Genomic DNA, 17,540 nt, shown 5'->3' with positions numbered 1-17,540 from the left:
CGTTCGGCGATGCGCATGGTTCCGAAAGCGTAACTGAGATGGAAAGCGAAATGAGCTCGGGGGATACCAAAAAATGGCTGCCTTGGTTAGCGGTCTGGATCGCGGTCACGGCCGGCGCGCTCTCGTTCTATCAACTGTCGCTTTTGCGAAACACCATGGACCGCCAAGCGGAGTTGTCGGAATGGTTGGGAACGTTAGAGAAGGGTGAACCAAAAACCACCCCGCCTCCGACTTCGCCGTTACCTACCCCCGCGACGTCTCAACCCCTAGCGACATCCCAGTCCTCCGCTGAAAGTCCCACGGGTACTCCGAGCGATGGCGCGGATCCAACCCCCAATCTTTCTCCATTGGTGCAATTGGTTGTTCGGCCTCTTCGCGCGTCCCTCGACACATTGGAGGAAGAGTTGGAGGAAGTCGCTGCGCGGCTTCAGTCGCAATATCCATCGAGTGCCGATGCGTTGCATGTCGTGGGCATGATGAAAGCCCAGACGCGGCATTACTCCGATGCCCAGGCTATGTGGCAAGAGTGCATTCGACTGGAGCCAAAACAAGAGCTTCATTACATCAACCTAGCCTCGATTGCGATGGAGCAAGGCAACTACGATTTGGCACTGAACACTTTGCGGCAGGGTGTGGCCCTCGGTTTTGATTCCTTTGATATGGCCCATCACTTGGCACTCGCTCTATCCAATTTAGGTGGATTTGAGGAGGCTAGTGACGTTCTCACCGAGTCGTTGAAAAAGCATCCCGAAGAAGGGTCGCATTGGTTGCTGCTCGGGCAGGCGCAGCTCGAGTTGGGCAAACTCGCAGAATCCGAAGCGAGCTTCCGGAAAGCAAAAGAGTTAGGCGTCGAGACTGCGAGCCTCTATGTCGGGCTGGGGAATGCTTGTTTGCGGCAGGGAAAGCGTGGGGAAGCCAAAGAGTATCTGGAAACCTATGCCGAGTTGAAAAAGAAGGACAACCTGTCGGGTGAAGAACGGTATCAAGTTCTGAGCGACCAGGAGATCAAGAGAACTGCCAAATCGATTTTTACCGAGGCCGCGGCTGTTTACTTTAGGCAAAAAGATACGCTGGAATCCGAACGACTTCTCTTGCGATGCGTGGCAATGGAACCCGAGAGTCTTTCGGCGTTGAGAGCGTTGGCCGACCTCTATTACCAATCCAAGCAGCTTGAAGAGGAACGCGTTGTGCGGGAACGCATTGTCTCGTTGGGGAGCGAAGCGTTTCAGGACTACCTCGAAATGGCCAAAGTTTATGCTGCGCTTCGAGATCGGCGGCGTGCGGAGGCGACTCTGAAAATGGCTGTATCCGTCTTTCCACAAAAAATTGAGCCTTATGCAGGCCTGGCAGAGTTTTTGGTGGAGGGAAACAAGCTCGTTGAGGCAAGATGGTATGCGCAGAAGGCGATCGAAAGGGTTCCCAGCGCCGAGGGATTTCTTTTTCTAGCCTCAATCTGCGACAAGCTTCAAGACGAACGCGGAGCAGCGGAAGCTAGAAAGTATGCGAAGCAATTGTCCAGCCAGCAACCAGACCAACGGTAGTACGATGCAAAATAATACCATGCCATGTAATGAAGCGACGCGCAGAACGGAGAGAAGCAGGGTGTTACGCTGCGTCCACTCTTTAGGGGTCCTCGCGTTTCTGTATGCGATGTTCGGTGCAAGGTTTTGTTTGGCGCAGCCTATGAGGCCAACGAAGAACACGATTCAATTGACCGATGTGACGCGAGAGTCTGGAATTGATTTCGTTCATAGTAGCGGAGCGAGTGGCGTCGGATACATCGTGGAAGCTATGACGGGTGGCATTGCGTTGTTCGACTACGACGCTGATGGCTTGATCGATATCTTTTTTTGCGATGGTGCTCCGCTCAAAGGATCCAAAGAGTCGCCCGATCAGCTTCATCATCGTCTTTACCGAAATCTGGGGAATTGGAAATTTCAAGACGTGACGGAAGAGTCGGGGCTGAAACGAACCGGTTACGGACTTGGGGCTGTCGTGGCAGATTACGACAACGATGGTGATCCCGATCTCTTTGTCTCGCAGTTTGGAAAGAACCTGTTGTTTCGAAACAATGGAGATAAGACGTTCACCGATGTAACTCTTTCCGCCGGAGTCGATGGTCGCTACGAGGTTGGTGCAGGGGCTTGTTTCTTAGATGGCGACAACGATGGATTTTTGGATTTGTTTGTTGCGAGTTATGTGGAGTTCACGAGCGAAAACCACGTCCCTGTTTTTTCCAAGGGCCAGTACTTGATGGCGGGTCCGCAGTATTACGAGAAGAATCCGGATCATTACTATCGGAACCGAGGAGACGGAACTTTTGAAGATCAGAGCCAGCGATCCGGGGTGGGGAGTGTGCTCGGGCCCGGTATGGGGGTGGTAGCGGCAGACTTGGATGACGACGGAGACACCGACATATTTGTCGCTCAGGATGGTTCGCCGAATCTGCTGTACGTCAACGATGGAACCGGCCGGTTTGAAGAGAGTGGACTCTTGTCGGGGGTGGCGAGCAATTACGAAGGAAAGATCAACGGCAGCATGGGAGTGGACTGCGCTGACTTTGATGGCGATGGAAAGCTGGATTTGTTTTTGACCAACTATCAATCCGAGATGCCGGTTCTGTATCGGAACTTGGGGGGCGGGATTTTTGAAGATGCCACGCGCAAGGCCCAGATACCGACGTCCCTTTACCCGCACGTCAATTGGGGGACCGGGTTTATCGACTTCGACAACGATAGCTTTCTCGACATCTTCATTGCCAACGGTCACTTCGATCGAGTCGAGTTGATGGACGATCGAACTTCTCTGAAACTCCCCAACACCCTGTTGAGAAACAACGGCCAAGGTCGATTTGTCGATGTATCTCGAGAGTCCGGAAATGGAATGGAAATCGTCGAGAGCAGCCGCGCGGCGGGATTTGATGATTTGGACAACGATGGCGATGTCGATGTCGTTATTCTGAACTCCAACGCCCCACCTTCGGTCCTTCGAAACGACACCCCGATGAAGAACCATTGGCTCCAAATCAGCTTGCGAGGCAAAGACTGCAATCGGGACGCCGTCGGAGCGAGGGTGTCCGTAAAAGTGGGTGGGAAAACCCAAGTGTCCGAGGTCCATTCGGGGCGTGGGTACCAAAGTCACTACGGATCAAAGCTTCAGTTCGGTCTGGGAAAATGGGAAGAAGTCGATGAAGTTTCCGTTCAGTGGCCCGGCGGCGCTAGGGAGACCTTTGGGGAGAAGAAAGCCGATCAGCATCTGATGTTGGAGCAAGGAGGGGGGAGCCGATAAGGCTCTAGACGCGAAGAAATGCGGCATGCTTAAGGAACGAATCCGGGCCAGAAATTCGCTGGATTCTTGAGTACGGGGTCGTAAATCCCTTTACGCCATTTTTCGCGTCGTGATAGAATCCATTCATTGTTTCTATCTATCCTTTCCATATTCGAGGATTTTTTTATGAAAAGGTCTCTTCGGCAGCGAGGTTTCACCCTCGTCGAGCTGTTGGTGGTGATTGCCATCATCGGCATTTTGGTCGGATTGCTGCTTCCAGCAGTCCAAGCGGCCCGCGAAGCGGCACGCCGTATGCAGTGCTCCAATAATCTCAAGCAGATGAGCTTGGCGGCACTGAACTACGAGTCGGCGTTTAAGAAGTTCCCAGCGCTCGGGCATTCCGGTGTAGGGAATGCAGCACCTGGTATGGGTGCTGGTGCAGGTTGGCCTTATGCTTGGACCATTTCCCTTCTTCCGTTCATCGAGCAAAACAGCCTCTATCAAAACATGATGGCTCAAGCTCGACCGGGTGGACCTGGTCTCCCGACTCCGTGGAGCACCGCCAACGATGCATGGGAGAATGCGAACTGGAAGGCTCAGATTCCATCGTATATTTGCCCGTCGGACTCTCCTCCCACCAATCGCGGTGAGAGTCCTTCTCTGTTGAACTACCGCGCTTGCTTGGGTGACGATTACCACCAAAACCACTTCCGTCCACAAGACGGCCGTGACAACCGCGGTATGTTCCAAATCGATCGCTATTTGGCAATCGGACAAGTTCCAGACGGAACATCGAACACCATTATGTTTGGTGAAGCCGTCGCGGGTGGTGCTCCTAACGACGTTCTCGGCGGGGTAGCTCTCGACATGCAAGCCTGGAATCCAGCTGCTTGCTTGGCCCGGCTCGACCCAACCAACCGTCGCCGCATTACCGGCAACGTTCGCGCGGATTTCCGCCCACAAGGTGGTCGTGCATGGGATGGTCGCCCCTACTTCGTTGGATTCACGACGATCGTGGCTCCTAATGGTCCCAGCTGCCATTGGGGGGGTGTTGACGGCAATGAGCACATGGGCGCACTGTCCAGCTACCATACTGGTGGTGGTCAGATCGGGATGGTGGATGGTTCGGTTCGATTCATCAGCCAATCGGTGGATACCGGCAATCAATCTGTCGATGACATCGATAATCCAGGCAGCCGTCCATCTCCATACGGAGTTTGGGGTGCCCTCGGAAGTCGAGCTGGTGGTGAAACCGCTTCGCTTCAAGACTAGTGCAGCGACTGTCGCTTAACGGTAAAACAACGAGACGAGCGGTGCCCCGTGCACCGTTCGTCTTTCTTTTTATTCCATCATTCTAGGGGATTACCATGCGTTTCACTTTGGTATTGGGTTTGGTTCTATCATTGGGTGCATCGATTGTGGGATGCGGAGATTCTGGGCCATCGCTCGCTCCGGTCAAAGGAAAGGTGATGATGTATGGCAAGCCCTATGAGAAGGGCTTGGTGGTTTTTGAACCGGTCGGTGGAGGCCCTGCCGGAACCAGTCGCACCGATGCAAATGGTGAATTCGAGATCTGGTCTGCGGGCAAAAAAGGAGCGATGATTGGCGACCACAAAGTCGTTGTGACCACGATTATGGATACGGCTGTGGAAACAGCACCGGTTGCACCTGCCAGTTCTGACGACCCTGCATACATGAGCCAGGCACACGGCAACAACATGTCGCAATACAAGGCGGCGGAGAAAATGAAGGAGCCGATCCCGGCGAAGTACAACAAAAACTCAGAGCTCAAATGCTCGGTTCCTGCTGGCGGTACTCAGTTCGATATCGACATCAAATAGAGGATAAGGGGCAAGCAGGTGGCTGGGTTTCAGCCACCTGCACCGTCACCTCCGGAGGCTATTATTTCTTCCCGCTGGCTGCTTTCTTCGCTTCTTCGGCTGCCCCGCGAATGGCCTTCACCCGGTTTGGGTTGTCTGCTTGTCCAGTCACCTCGTAGAGAAATCGGCTAGGGAACGTGGGACGCGCTTTACCCCATTTGAATCGGGACATCGGCAGCGAGAGCGAGAGTTCGTCTTGGGCACGTGTCACGCCCACGTAGCAGAGTCGACGTTCTTCATCGACAGCATCCGCATCGGTGATAATCGATTTGCGATGAGGCAAAATCCCTTCTTCCATCCCGACCATGTAGACGATCGGAAACTCAAGTCCCTTGGAGCTGTGATAGGTCATCAGGGAGATCGCATTGCGACTCATCTGCTTCTCTTTTTCTTTGGGAGAACCGAACTCCCGGCCTGCGAGCGTTACGGAAGAGAGGAAGTCGTGGATGGTGGGTGTATCGGTTTCTTGTTCGTATTCCGCGACGGCATTGATGACTTCTTCGATGGAACCGAGTCGCATACTGCAGTCATCCGGTTCGGGGTAGAGGCGTTCGACTTCTTCTCGATATTTGATGGCATCGATCAAATCGGAAACAATGCGGGTAAGCGATTCTTTTCCAAGCGTGGTTTTTGCCGTCCCCTCTGCAGCAGATTTGGTAGAGGTGGAGGGGGCTTCCTCGTTGCGCGCGGAGGCTTCGAAGGCCTGGAGTCGTGCATGGAAATCGTTCTGCAAGGCCTTTAACTTGGCGACTCCCCCCTGCGCGGGCGCTGGGAGAGATGCGACCATGCTACGCTCCTGCATCACTTTCCAGACGCTGGAGGATTCTGCCACCGCTCGTTTGAGCAGTTTGTCGACGCTCGTCGCACCCATCCCTCGCGGCGGGACATTGATAACGCGGAGCAGCGCCAGTTCGTCGTCGGGTGAATCGATCCATCTCAGGTAGGCGATTAGGTCTCGCACTTCTTTTCGATCGAAGAAGGATTGGCTACCGGTGATGACATAGGGGAGTTTGCAGCGCCTGAGTTCCATTTCAAAAGGGCGAGGCTGTTCGTTGGTTCGGAAGAGAATTGCAAAGTCCCCTGCTTCGACCATTGGGTCGTTCCTTAAACGACCTGCGATTTCCTCGACGATTCCTTTTGCTTCTTCGGCTTCGCTCGGAAACTGAAGGATGCGTGGTTGCTGTCCGTTGGGGCGTGCTGCGCGAAGGGTCTTGTCGTGGCGATGGGCATTGAAGACGATCAATCGATTGGCCATTTGCAAGATCGCATCGGTCGATCGATAGTTGTCTTCCAATCGAACGACGGTTGCTTCCGGCCAGTCGTTTTTGAAGTTGAGGATGTGGCGGACTTCGGCGCCGCGCCATCCATAAATCGATTGGTCGTCGTCGCCGACGACACACAAATTCCGGTGGTCGATTGCGAGAGATCGGATGATGCGGTACTGCGTGCCGTTGGTATCCTGGTATTCGTCGACGAGGATGTGATCGTATCGGCTCGCTTCCTCGCGACGGACACGATCGTTTTCGGTGAGCAGTTGTTCCGCACAAACGAGAAGGTCGTCGAAATCGAATGCAGCTTGGAGTTTAAGAGCGCGCTGGTAGCGTTTGTAGCCGCTGGCCGCCAAATGTTCTTTGTCAGTGATCGCCGCCGAGTTGGCTTGATCGGGCCGCACCCCGAGATTCTTCCACGTGCTCACGATGTTGAGGAAGTCGCTCGGCTTGAGCATATCCTCATGGACTTTGATTTCGCGAAGAACGGTGCGCGCCACGCTTTCTGCGTCGCTTCGGTCGTAGATCGTAAACTTCTCGGGGTAGCCTAACTCTTTCGCGTGACGCTTGAGGATTTGGACGCAGTGCGAATGAAACGTCCCGATGACAGGGCGCTGGGGAGCGGATTGTCCTCGTCGAACTCGTTTGGGAATCTTAAGCTGATGAGAAACGCGTTCGTGCATTTCCTGCGAAGCTTTATTGGTAAAGGTCACCGCCAAAATCCGATCGGCACGTGTTCCGTGTCGGATCAGGTTTGCGATTCGAAAGGTGACGACGCGAGTCTTGCCGGTCCCAGCACCCGCGAGTACCAGCAAGGGACCGGAAAGAGTATCGACCGCGCTCTGCTGGGGGGGATTCAATTCTGCCATGCGAGCCAATGTACCGGAGAGACTCGAAGTCGAAAGTCCAGTTTTCAGGGCTCCCTTACCCTCCGCATAAAAGGTAAAACTTAACGAAAATATTGACGGAGAATAACGGTAGACCTCGGCGTTCGCCCCGGGTAGCCGGCTGCGCCTAGGAACAAGGAGAGGGACCTTTACTATGTTAATTCGAGTTGGCATCGTTGGTGCATCTGGCTACACAGGGCTTGAAGCGATCGAGTGGTTGTTAGGACATCCTCAAGCGCAGATTACGGCGGTGACCAGCCGGCATCCCAACGGGTACATGCTCGGAGATCTTTACCCGCATCTCATGGGACGCGTTCGACTCCCTTTGGAGGACGCCAGCCCAGAACAGTTGGCGGCCAAGTGCGATGTTGTGTTGTCGTGTTTGCCGCATGGTGCTTCGGCGAGACGATCGTTGGATCTCTTGAACGCAGGGTGCAAGGTGATCGACCTTTCTGCCGATTTCCGTCTGAGTTGTCCTGCCTTGTATGAAAAGTGGTACGGCGAAAAGCACCCCGAGCCATTGAAGCTCGGAACGACCCCATATGGACTGCCAGAACTTTTCGGAGATGCCATTCCCAAATCCAACTTGGTCGCCAACCCCGGATGTGTTGGAACCGCGGCCATTCTGCCGCTAGCTCCCCTGGTCAAGGAAGGATTGATCGAATGCGACGACATCATCATCGACTGCAAATCGAGTGTGAGCAGCGAAGGGAGGGCTTTGAGGAAAGAAGGACTCTATTGCGAGGCCGCGGAGAGTGTTTCTGTCCATGCGATCGGGAGTTCTCGCCACCAGCCCGAAATCACCGACATCGTAAAACGCTACAGTGGAAAGGAGATCCACCTTTCGTTCACGCCTCATGTTGTTCCCATGGAGCGAGGGGTCATGGTAACGTCTTACGTCAAGCCGACAGGGACCGTCTCGACCAATCAGATCCGAGAATGTTTGTTGGCCTACTACCACGAGTCACCGTTCGTGCGCGTGATCTCTCACTTGCCGGCGACACGATATGTCACGCGCACCAATTGCGTGGATATCGCAGTTCGAGAGAACGGTTCCCGGATCACGATCCTTTCGGCCTTGGACAATCTAGTAAAAGGTGGTAGTGGCGCCGCAATCCAAAACTTGAACCTCATGTTCGGCCTTCCTGTGACCACGGGACTTCAGCGCGGGTTTTGAACGCGAATTCCCTCCCCTCCCATCGATCCCCTTCCCCATCGAGATCACCCTTGAACGCAAATTTTTTTGAGCAACTTCAGAAGCTGCATTTGGAATCGGGCCCTCTTGCAACCGCTAAACGCTTGGTCGATGAGATGAGACTACAAAAGCGTTACCCCGAGCTTTTTGAAGCGTTGAAGATGTATCATCGGGTGGAATTGGGGCTCCCTGCGGTGCAAACCGATCCGACAGGGAATGGTTCCAACACCAATTTGCTAGGTGACCCGGTCCAAGACCAACTCGACAAGCGATTGATCGAGTCCTGCAAAGAGGTTGGCGCTGCGCTCCTTAGCCAAGGGGCGTTGCAGGAAGGATGGATGTACATGCGAGCGGTAGGAGATCGCGAGGCTGCGGCGGAAGCCCTCGAGGGAGTCGATGCAACCCAAGAGAACTTGGACATGCTCCTCGCCCTGCTAGTGCAGGAGGGAGTGGACGTCCAGCGTGGGACTCGGCTTTCTCTATCGATGCGTGGGACCTGCAATACCATCACCATGATGGATAGCGTTATCGCCATGCGAGGCCGAGCCGATCAGCAAGCCGCGGTAGGAGTATTGGTGGAGCATGTCCATCAAGAACTGCTGGAAAGCGTTCGAGCCGACTTGCAGCGTCGAGAGAATTGGACAGCCGATCACCCCGATGCCAGGGAGTTGAGTCTGGAGAAACTGTTGGCCAGCCGGCCTGGGCTTCTCAAGGACGGAACGTATCACCTCGATACGACCCACTTGGCATCGACGATCCGGTTTGCCCGAATTTTGGATGACGAAAGGTCGTTGAGGCTCGCGCTCGACATCGCCCAGTATGGCCGCCAATTGCACGCGCAGTACCAGTATCCCAGCGACGAACCCTTCGCAGATTTGTACCCGATGTCGATCGCATTGTTCAAGGCGTTGCTGGGAGAGCAGCTCGAGGGTGCCGTCCGAATGTTTTTGCAGAAAGCCGAAAGTTTGGATCCTCAGGAGCACGGAACGGTCGCTATCGAGACCTATGCGGATCTTCTAACCCGAATCGGGCGCCCAGCCGAGGCCATGCAGTTTCTCATCAAACGGATGCCCCGTGGGATGAGACCCTACGGGATCGCCCCCTCCCTGATCGAACTAGCCGAGTTGTCAGGGGAATACCAAACGATGATGAACCATGCCCGTGAACGTCTCGACGACTTTGGATTCGCGGCGGCCCTGCTGCAGCAGTCCACGGCGAAGTGCCCAGTTACTTGATAATTTTCGCTTGTGTCGAACCGGCGGGCTGGGCAAAGCGTACCGGCCGATGCGAGTGACATTGTTGAGTAATTTATTCTCGATATACTGCCTCGCCGGGCTTTTTTAGGTGATTCTAGCCAAACGGAAACCTTATGACGGAAATGACGACCAGTGCAGTGCCCATGATCGAGGCCGATGGATTGTCCAAGTTCTACGGTCCATTCGCCGCGGCGCGGGGAATCTCTTTCAAGGTCAACCAAGGTGAGCTCGTGGCGTTCCTAGGCCCCAACGGGGCGGGAAAGAGTACCACGATGAAGATGCTCACCGGATATTTGGCCCCCAGCGAAGGGGTCGCTCGCATCGCGGGCCACGATATGTTTCGCGATCGGATCGCGGGGTCCAAGCGACTGGGATACTTGCCCGAAAACGGTCCCCTCTACCCCGACATGACCCCATTTAGCCTGTTGAACTTCTTTGCGGATGCCCGCGGGTTGGCGTCGGACTACAAAAAGACGCGGGTTGAGGCGGTAATCGAGCTGTGCGATTTGAAGTCGGTGGTGCACAAGGCCATTAGCAAACTCTCCAAGGGGTTTCGCCAACGCGTCGGCATGGCACAAGCCTTGTTGCACGAACCGGATGTCCTCATTCTGGACGAGCCGACGGCAGGGTTGGATCCGAATCAAATTCGCGAAGTTCGAAACACCATGCGAAAGCTTGGAGAAACGAAGACCATCTTGCTCTCGACTCACATTCTGCAGGAAGTCGAGGCAATGGCGTCCCGGGTCATCATGATCAACGAAGGACGGAAGGTTTTCGAGGGTAGCGTGGCAGAACTCAAGGAGATCAAGGGTGATCTCGCAGAGGCCTTCCATAAGTTGACTGGGGCGGCTGCTTAGCACTCCCCTGTTGTGCTGACCGAGATCGGTTCGGCGCACTAGCTTCCCGATGATATCGATGTCCGCTACGCCTCGTCCACGAGGACCGACACGCGACATCGATCCGTGAAAGATGACACATTACCAGTAGGATCGATTGCTGTGACACTTACATACGTTCTGACTGCTCTGATCAAACTCCTCGTCTTAGACCTTGTGTTTCTCGGAGTCATCCTGGCGATCATTATGGCCCTGGCGATGACGCGTCGCGTCGGATACGCGGTTCTCAAGAGAAACTTTTACGGGTATTTTTCGAACCCGACAGGCTATGTTTTTCTCTGCTTGTTCGTATTGTTGACGAGCATGGCAGCGTTTTGGCCCCACGAGTTCTTTAGCTCGAACTTGGGGACGCTTGGCCAGTTGAACAAGTGGTTTACGTACATCATGCTCTTCTTCATCCCTGCGATCACGATGAGCATTTGGGCGGAAGAACGCCGACAGGGAACCGATGAGCTACTCCTAACGCTCCCCGCCGATGACTTTGATATCGTCATTGGAAAGTACGTCGCAGCGGCAGCTATTTATTCGGTTTCCCTTCTCTTCTCCCAGTTTTCGACCTTCATCGTTCTCGCGTTCCTCACGCAGGGTGAAATCGATACCGGGTTGTTCTTTACCAACTACGTCGGTTACTGGTTCATCGGATTGGCGATGATCGCGATCGGTATGGTCGCGTCCTTTCTCACGAACAATCTAACCGTCGGTTTTATTCTGGGGGCGGTGTTCAACGCACCCCTCGCTTTCGCGTTCAAAGCGGACACGATTGCGGATCGTTCCATCGCTCGCGAGATCAAGAACTTCAGTGTACCGGAGCGATTCGACGATTTTGGCCGGGGCGTGCTAAGCCTGTCGAGCGTCTCGTATTTCATTCTCGTCGCAGCCTTTGGACTCTATCTCTGCATGATCTTGATCGGCAAGCGACATTGGAGCGGCGGACGCGATGGGAACCAGCGACTCGGACATTATCTTTTCCGCCTCGCGGCGATCGCGTTGATCGTGATTGCAGGGACCATGTTGTTCCAGAACAACGACCGCCGAATCGATGCGACCGAAATGAAGGTTAGTTCCATTTCCCCGGTTACCGAAGAACTCATCGCTTCGCTGGGCAAGGAACGCGAAATCGTCGTCGATGCGTACCTGTCGGCCGAAGTCCCCGAAGAGTATGCGAAGATCAAGTATCAAGTGATCTCGCTTTTGAAGGAGTTCAAATCGGCCGCTCAAGCTGCAGATGTCACCATGCAGCTTCGCATCTACGACTCCGTGCAACCCTCGAGCGAAGAAGAGAAGCAAGCGGAACAGCAATACGGAATCGTTCCACAAACGATCCGAGTTCGCGAGCGAGGAGCTTATTCCGATCAACCCATCATGTTGGGAGCAGCATTCCGAAGCGGATTGCAGAAAGTGGTTATCCCCTTCTTCGAACCCGGTGTCCCTGTCGAATACGAGCTTGTCCGATCTTTGACCACCGTTTCGAAGCCAGCCCGAAAGAAGTTGGGGGTACTCAGTACGGAAGCGAAGATGATGGGTGGGTTCGATATGCGCAGTATGCAGTCGATGCCGCAGCAGCCCATCATCGATGAGTTGGCGAAGCAATATGAAATCGTTTCGATCAACGCGGCATCGCCGATTGATATCGAAAAGTTAGACGTTCTACTCGCCGTGCAACCTTCGTCTCTCTCGCCCGAGGAAATGACCAACTTCATCGATGCGTTGAAGTCGGGATTGCCGACCGCGATCTTTGAAGACCCCGTTGTCGCGTTGGAATCCATCATCGGCACGGGCGATCCGAAACAAGCCGGTGGACCGATGGCGATGTTCGGTGGTGGCGGAGCCCAACCTAAGGGAGATATGCGTCCGCTTTGGCGAGAACTAGGGCTCGAAATTCCGGGACGACCCGGAGCGATGGGCTTGCTTGCCCCCGATCTCTGCTGGCAAGAGTACAACCCGTACCCCGTGCTCGCAGAAACGTCCGAGGCGAGCGACCTTTGGATCTTTGCTCGCGAGGAAGCCCCGGGTGCGGATGGTGCGTTCAATAGCGACAATGAGATCAGCAAAGATTTGACAGAGCTCATGTTCCTTTACTCAGGGGTCATCCGGCCATTGCCCGAGTCGGAAACGAGCGTCGTGGTCACGCCTTTGGTCCAAACCGGATTGAAGGCGGGAATTATCACCCAGCAGGACCTCAACAGTATCGAGCGTTCCGGCCTTTCCCGAGCCACCGAAACCAAACTTCGGCTGGGAGAAAGCACGGGTGCTCAAGTTCTGGCTGCTTGGATCGAAGGGAAAGCGAGCGGAGCATCCGACCCGAAGGCGGCGGAGAAGAAAGATGGGGAGGAGGGGGCTCAGCCCGCTGCCGGCACGCGTTCGATCAAGGCCGTGTATGTTGCCGACGTCGATTGCTTGACCCGGACCTTCGTGGATATCCGAAACCGACCCCAGATGCTGGAGGATATCAAATTCCAATTCCAAAATATCACGTTTGTCCTCAACGCGATCGACGTGCTGGCTGGCGAGACCAAGTATCCTCAGGTGCGACGGCATATTCCGACGTTTAGCACGCTGAAGCTAGTTGAGGCCCAAGCCGAGAAGGCTCGACAGATCGAGGCCTCCAAGCGTGCGGAATTTAGCAAGAACTTTACCGAGGCGATCGCCAAGGCCGAGGATGAAAATGCAAAATCGGAACGCGAGTTCAAAGAGCGAATCGACAAACTGGCTTCCGATGGCAGCATCGATGCGTCGCAGTTCGCGGACTTGGAAAGACTGCGTCAACAGGCCGCGATCAAGCAACAAAACACCGTGAAGCGATTCCGTGTTGAGAAAGACCGGCTGCAGCGAGAACGCGATCAAGGGATCCGCAATGCACGGCGCGAAGCGGACGATGCGATTTCAAAGATCCAAAACTATTACAAGCTGCTGGCCGTGTTTGTGCCGCCCATTCCGCCACTTGTTGTTGGCATTGTCGTTCTCGTCTCGCGTCGATTGCGAGAACGAGAAGGTATTTCGAAGAACCGACTCAAGTAGCTTCAAGGGAGAGAACCAAAGTGACTGAAGGACGCAAAACTGCAGTATTTGCCTTGATCGCAGGCGCCGTCGCCTTGCTGGCTTGGGTGACGGGTAACCGAGTGACCACCGATGTCTCCACTGCGAGCAGTCGGATCGGCGAGACCCTCTTTGAGAAGTTCACGGACCCCCTCACGGCGGCCTCGCTGAAGATCTTGAAGTACGACAATGCGAAGGAACAATTCGATGAGTTCGAAGTCTCCAAGGACCGGAAGTCGGGACTTTGGACGATTCCGTCGCACGAAAGCTATCCCGCCGATGCTTCCAAACAGATGGCGGACGCGGCGACCCTGTTCATTGGACTGAAAGTCCTCGATGTTGCCAGCGAGAAGCGGGGCGACCAAGTCCTGTTTGGTGTGGTCGAACCGAACAAGCAAAAGGAAGCCGAAGGTGGAGAAGGGGTTGGCATGCTCGTCCAGCTTCGCGACGAAAAGGGAGAGATGCTTGCCGATTTGATCATCGGCAAAGATATCGACGGCAACAAACGTTTCGTTCGGATTCCCGCCGAGGATTTGATCTACGTTTGCGAACTCGATTCCGCTCCGCTGACGACGGAATTCAAGTCTTGGATCGAACCCGATTTGCTCAAACTGAGCAGCAATAAGATCGAGACCCTCGGAGTACGGGATTACCAGATCGTTCCGACCGAACAAGGTATGGTTCTCAGTCGAAACTATGAAGCCGACTTGACCTACTCGAGTACCGCCAATCAATGGTTAGCCAACCGAATCACCTCCTTCGAAGCCGGAAGTCCGGCGGAAAAGACGATCGGTGCGGAAGAGCAACTCAATACCGTCAAGCTCAACGAGATCAAGAACACCCTCGACAATTTGAAGATCGCGGATGTGACCAAGAAACCATCCGGTCTCGCAGCCGACTTGAAAGGTGATAAATCAGTCCTGAGTAACGAAGCACTGACGTCCTTGGCTCGGCGCGGGTTTTATCCCAATCCGAATCAAAAAGATGGTTCGGTCGTCGATTTCTATTCGAAGAGCGGTGAGCTCCAAGTCACGTTGAACGATGGCGTCCAATACTTGCTCCGCTTCGGAGGTTCAGCGAGCGCCGACATCAACGCGGCTACCGAGGAAGGGAAGGAAGATTCTGTTTCGATCAACCGATTCTTGCTGGTAAGCGCGCGGTTGGATGAATCGAAATTTCCACAGCCGACACTGGAGAAGGTTCCTGAGACCGTCGAGGAATTGAAGTCGATGGAGGCCTTGAAAGAAGCGGCCGGAGCGCCGAATGCTGCTCCAACCGTTCCTCCCATCGGGACCGGCGAACCCGCTCCTGCTCCCACTCCATCGACCGAACCGGCACCTAGTACCGAACCGGCACCGACGGGTGAAGCAAAACCAGGCGATGCACCTTCGGAGAAGCCCGCAACGGAAACACCCGCTGCAGAACCAACTGGTGAACCAAAGCCTGCCGAGGAACCGAAGACAGTGGAGGAGCCGAAGGGCGATCAAGCGTCCGTCGTTTTGTCAAGCGGAAAGCTGGTAACGGTCGTTCAAGAAGGGGACGGGGCGCAGGAGCCCGCCAAGACTCCCGCTGATACGCAAGAGCCTGCTACGACCCCGGCTGCAACCGCTCCTGCCACGCCTGCGGAAGTAAAGCCCGCATCCCAGGAGATCTCGGAAGAAGAGTGGAAAGAACGATTGGAGGCCGCTCGCGAACGGATCACAAAGGAAAACACTCGAAAGATTGAACAACTTGAAGAAAAAGTAAACGCTGCCAAAGCGAAGGTGAACGAATTGAATCGACGATTCGCGGACTGGTACTATGTGATCAGTGAAGCGGATTACGATCGATTGCGAATTGCCTTCAAAGATCTGGTGCAGCCAAAGTCTGCAGCAGGTGCCGCAGGAGGTATGGGACTGCCTGGGGGTGTAAGTCTTCCAGGGCTTCCCATTCAACCCTGATCTGTCCCTGCGGAAAACGCGATCGAAAGTCCCGAAGGGACAGCGATGTGTTAAAATTATGAACCGCTCTCGGAACGAATCCGCGAGCGGTTTTTTTATTTACCCACCTCTCAGGACCTTGGACATGACTGCTGAGATTTCGAACGAGCCTGTTGTGCATGCCAACGTAGAGCGTCGCCCTTGGTATCGGATCGAAGATTACCTCACCATCTTCATAGCGATCTTCATCATCGGGTCAGTTGGCCTTTGGTCATGGATGATGCGTCCGGAGAACTATCCGGAGTTGGTCGCCCAATCGACCATGGTGAAACAGCAGATCGCCAAATTGGACGCCACGTCGGAGTCCTATCCCGAAGAGAAAAAAGCCTTGGAGGCTGAGGCCAAAGCGATCGAGTCCAAACTGGCTCCGATGCCATTCAAGAATTGGCTGGTCAGACCAGGGGATTGGAAATCCAATCCCCTCGACGCCTTTCAGAAAAAAGGAGTACCCATTTACTCCGGACTGGCCATCACCTTTGTTGTCTTGATGGTGGTTTTGATGTTCGCGGTGCGCGTTATGGGCAAGTCAGCGATCCGCTTTGCCATCGCGTTTACGTGTGTCTTCCTCATGGCGATCCTGTCGTATGTGCTCGCCGGGCAGGATGTCATCAAAGCTTACAACTTGGAATACGCTCTGTGGGCCCTGCTCCTCGGGTTGCTGGTTAGCAACACGACTGGATTGCCCGACTGGTTGGAGCCCGGAGCACGAACGGAGCTGTACATCAAAACCGGGTTGGTACTGCTCGGTGCGGAGGTTTTGTTCAACAAGCTGCTGGCACTTGGATTGCCCGGCATCCTCATTTCCTGGGTTGTCACACCCGTCGTGTTGATCTCGACCTACTTGTTCGGGCAATATGTTTTGAAGATACCGTCCAAGTCGCTCAATATGGTCATTTCCGCAGACATGTCGGTCTGCGGAGTCTCTGCCGCTGTCGCGACTGCGGCCGCATGCAAAGCCAAAAAGGAGGAGCTCTCCCTGGCGATTGGATTGTCCTTGATCTTTACGGTTATCATGATTGTTGTTCAGCCTTATGTCGTCGCCTGGAGCGGGATGGGGGAGATCATCGGCGGAGCGTGGATCGGCGGAACGATCGATTCGACAGGAGCCGTTGCGGCCGCAGGCGAGTTGGTGGGAGACAAGGCGAAAGACGTCGCTGCCACCGTGAAGATGATCCAAAACATTCTCATCGGTGTGATCGCCTTTGGAGTCGCTCTTTATTGGGTCTCGTTCGTCGAACGCGACGCAACGAGCAAACGCCCCCAGATCTCCGAAGTTTGGAAGCGATTTCCCCGATTCACGCTCGGATTTCTGGGCGTGTCGCTGGTGCTTTCCTACGTCCAGTCGTACGGGATCGAAGGTAGGATGTTTGTGAGCAGCATTGTCGATGGGGCGACCAAATCGATTCGAGAATGGCTGTTTTGCCTTGCGTTTGTCAGTATCGGTTTAGAAAGCAACTTTCGCGAATACAAGCATATGCTGGCTTCGGGGAAGCCTGTTGTTCTTTACATCGTAGGACAAGCGTTCAATCTGACGCTCTCCTTCCTGATGGCTTGGTTCGTCTTCACCAAACTCTATCCCAATGCCATGGAGCTGCTCTACAAATGAGCTCGAAACGCAAGGGACAGGGGGTCTTGTGTGGCATTGCTGTGTTAGTCGCCGCCATTTGGCTTGGGGTCCTACCACAGATTGCAGAAATTGAATCGGTGCAGCGACGTGTTCAGAAGTTTCGCGATGCGGGAATAGAGACCGGGGCGGTATTCTATTCCGATCATCCATCGATGCGAGACATCGAACGCCGCGTTGACAGCGTGGTCAACGGGGCCGACCGCGCATTCTGGCATCTTCCTACGGAGATGTAGGGAATCGAAGTGTGGA

Annotated in this window: 12 protein-coding genes; 11 read left to right on the top strand and 1 reads right to left on the bottom strand. The window is 54.6% G+C overall.

From position 1 onward, the window contains the following. Nucleotides 1-50: 50 nt before the first annotated feature. From VN12_RS17185 to VN12_RS17170, 4 genes are all read left to right on the top strand, one after another. Complete coding sequence (locus tag VN12_RS17185) at nucleotides 51-1,541, top strand: tetratricopeptide repeat protein (RefSeq protein ID WP_205855071.1); 1,491 nt, start codon at nucleotides 51-53, stop codon at nucleotides 1,539-1,541. 142 nt (nucleotides 1,542-1,683) lie between these two features. After that, the gene (locus VN12_RS17180; RefSeq protein WP_146677988.1) at nucleotides 1,684-3,288 is read left to right on the top strand and encodes a CRTAC1 family protein; all 1,605 of its coding nucleotides are present in this window, start codon (nucleotides 1,684-1,686) and stop codon (nucleotides 3,286-3,288) included. Nucleotides 3,289-3,453: 165 nt separating this feature from the next. Next, nucleotides 3,454-4,539: a DUF1559 domain-containing protein gene (locus VN12_RS17175; protein ID WP_146677987.1), complete on the top strand. Its 1,086-nt coding sequence runs from the start codon at nucleotides 3,454-3,456 to the stop codon at nucleotides 4,537-4,539. A 95-nt stretch (nucleotides 4,540-4,634) separates the two neighbouring features. After that, a complete protein-coding gene (locus VN12_RS17170) occupies nucleotides 4,635-5,108 on the top strand; it encodes a carboxypeptidase regulatory-like domain-containing protein (protein ID WP_146677986.1) in 474 nt (157 codons plus the stop codon). Nucleotides 5,109-5,169: 61 nt separating this feature from the next. On the opposite strand, the gene VN12_RS17165 is transcribed toward VN12_RS17170, so the two are convergent. Next, complete coding sequence (locus VN12_RS17165) at nucleotides 5,170-7,284, bottom strand: ATP-dependent helicase (RefSeq protein ID WP_146677985.1); 2,115 nt, start codon at nucleotides 7,282-7,284, stop codon at nucleotides 5,170-5,172. Nucleotides 7,285-7,456: 172 nt separating this feature from the next. Between VN12_RS17165 and argC the strand changes: the two genes are divergently transcribed. From argC to VN12_RS17130, 7 genes are all read left to right on the top strand, one after another. Then, nucleotides 7,457-8,479 (top strand): N-acetyl-gamma-glutamyl-phosphate reductase, encoded by a 1,023-nt coding sequence (gene argC, locus VN12_RS17160; protein ID WP_146677984.1) that lies wholly within the window; start codon nucleotides 7,457-7,459, stop codon nucleotides 8,477-8,479. Nucleotides 8,480-8,529: 50 nt separating this feature from the next. Then, the gene (locus VN12_RS17155; RefSeq protein WP_146677983.1) at nucleotides 8,530-9,732 is read left to right on the top strand and encodes a hypothetical protein; all 1,203 of its coding nucleotides are present in this window, start codon (nucleotides 8,530-8,532) and stop codon (nucleotides 9,730-9,732) included. A 134-nt stretch (nucleotides 9,733-9,866) separates the two neighbouring features. Further along, nucleotides 9,867-10,610 (top strand): ABC transporter ATP-binding protein, encoded by a 744-nt coding sequence (locus tag VN12_RS17150; protein WP_240491180.1) that lies wholly within the window; start codon nucleotides 9,867-9,869, stop codon nucleotides 10,608-10,610. Between the two features lie 141 nt (nucleotides 10,611-10,751). Continuing rightward, nucleotides 10,752-13,667 carry a Gldg family protein gene (locus tag VN12_RS17145; protein WP_240491179.1) on the top strand — a complete coding sequence of 972 codons (2,916 nt, stop codon included), beginning with the start codon at nucleotides 10,752-10,754 and terminating at the stop codon, nucleotides 13,665-13,667. Nucleotides 13,668-13,687: 20 nt separating this feature from the next. Then, nucleotides 13,688-15,625, top strand: coding sequence for a DUF4340 domain-containing protein (locus tag VN12_RS17140; protein WP_168164474.1), 1,938 nt, complete (start codon nucleotides 13,688-13,690; stop codon nucleotides 15,623-15,625). A gap of 124 nt (nucleotides 15,626-15,749) precedes the next feature. Beyond that, complete coding sequence (locus tag VN12_RS17135; RefSeq protein WP_146677981.1) at nucleotides 15,750-17,270, top strand: putative sulfate exporter family transporter; 1,521 nt, start codon at nucleotides 15,750-15,752, stop codon at nucleotides 17,268-17,270. Then, entirely contained in the window at nucleotides 17,267-17,524 is a 258-nt protein-coding gene (locus VN12_RS17130; RefSeq protein ID WP_146677980.1) for a hypothetical protein, read from the top strand. The genes VN12_RS17135 and VN12_RS17130 overlap by 4 nt, the downstream gene beginning before the upstream one ends. Nucleotides 17,525-17,540 lie beyond the last annotated feature (16 nt).

The organism is Pirellula sp. SH-Sr6A (assembly GCF_001610875.1).
Lineage (GTDB): Bacteria > Planctomycetota > Planctomycetia > Pirellulales > Pirellulaceae > JBKCUI01.
Note: the sequence above shows the minus strand (reverse complement) of the source record. Positions and strands in the feature narration are given on the sequence as shown.

Bases quoted from the DNA above. Each gene is read 5' to 3' on its own strand.
- VN12_RS17185 (WP_205855071.1), top strand. From the start codon at position 51: ATGAGCTCGGGGGATACCAAAAAATGGCTGCCTTGGTTAGCGGTCTGG.
- VN12_RS17180 (WP_146677988.1), top strand. From the start codon at position 1,684: ATGAGGCCAACGAAGAACACGATTCAATTGACCGATGTGACGCGAGAG.
- VN12_RS17175 (WP_146677987.1), top strand. From the start codon at position 3,454: ATGAAAAGGTCTCTTCGGCAGCGAGGTTTCACCCTCGTCGAGCTGTTG.
- VN12_RS17170 (WP_146677986.1), top strand. From the start codon at position 4,635: ATGCGTTTCACTTTGGTATTGGGTTTGGTTCTATCATTGGGTGCATCG.
- VN12_RS17165 (WP_146677985.1), bottom strand. From the start codon at position 7,284: ATGGCAGAATTGAATCCCCCCCAGCAGAGCGCGGTCGATACTCTTTCC.
- argC (WP_146677984.1), top strand. From the start codon at position 7,457: ATGTTAATTCGAGTTGGCATCGTTGGTGCATCTGGCTACACAGGGCTT.
- VN12_RS17150 (WP_240491180.1), top strand. From the start codon at position 9,867: ATGACGGAAATGACGACCAGTGCAGTGCCCATGATCGAGGCCGATGGA.
- VN12_RS17135 (WP_146677981.1), top strand. From the start codon at position 15,750: ATGACTGCTGAGATTTCGAACGAGCCTGTTGTGCATGCCAACGTAGAG.
- VN12_RS17130 (WP_146677980.1), top strand. From the start codon at position 17,267: ATGAGCTCGAAACGCAAGGGACAGGGGGTCTTGTGTGGCATTGCTGTG.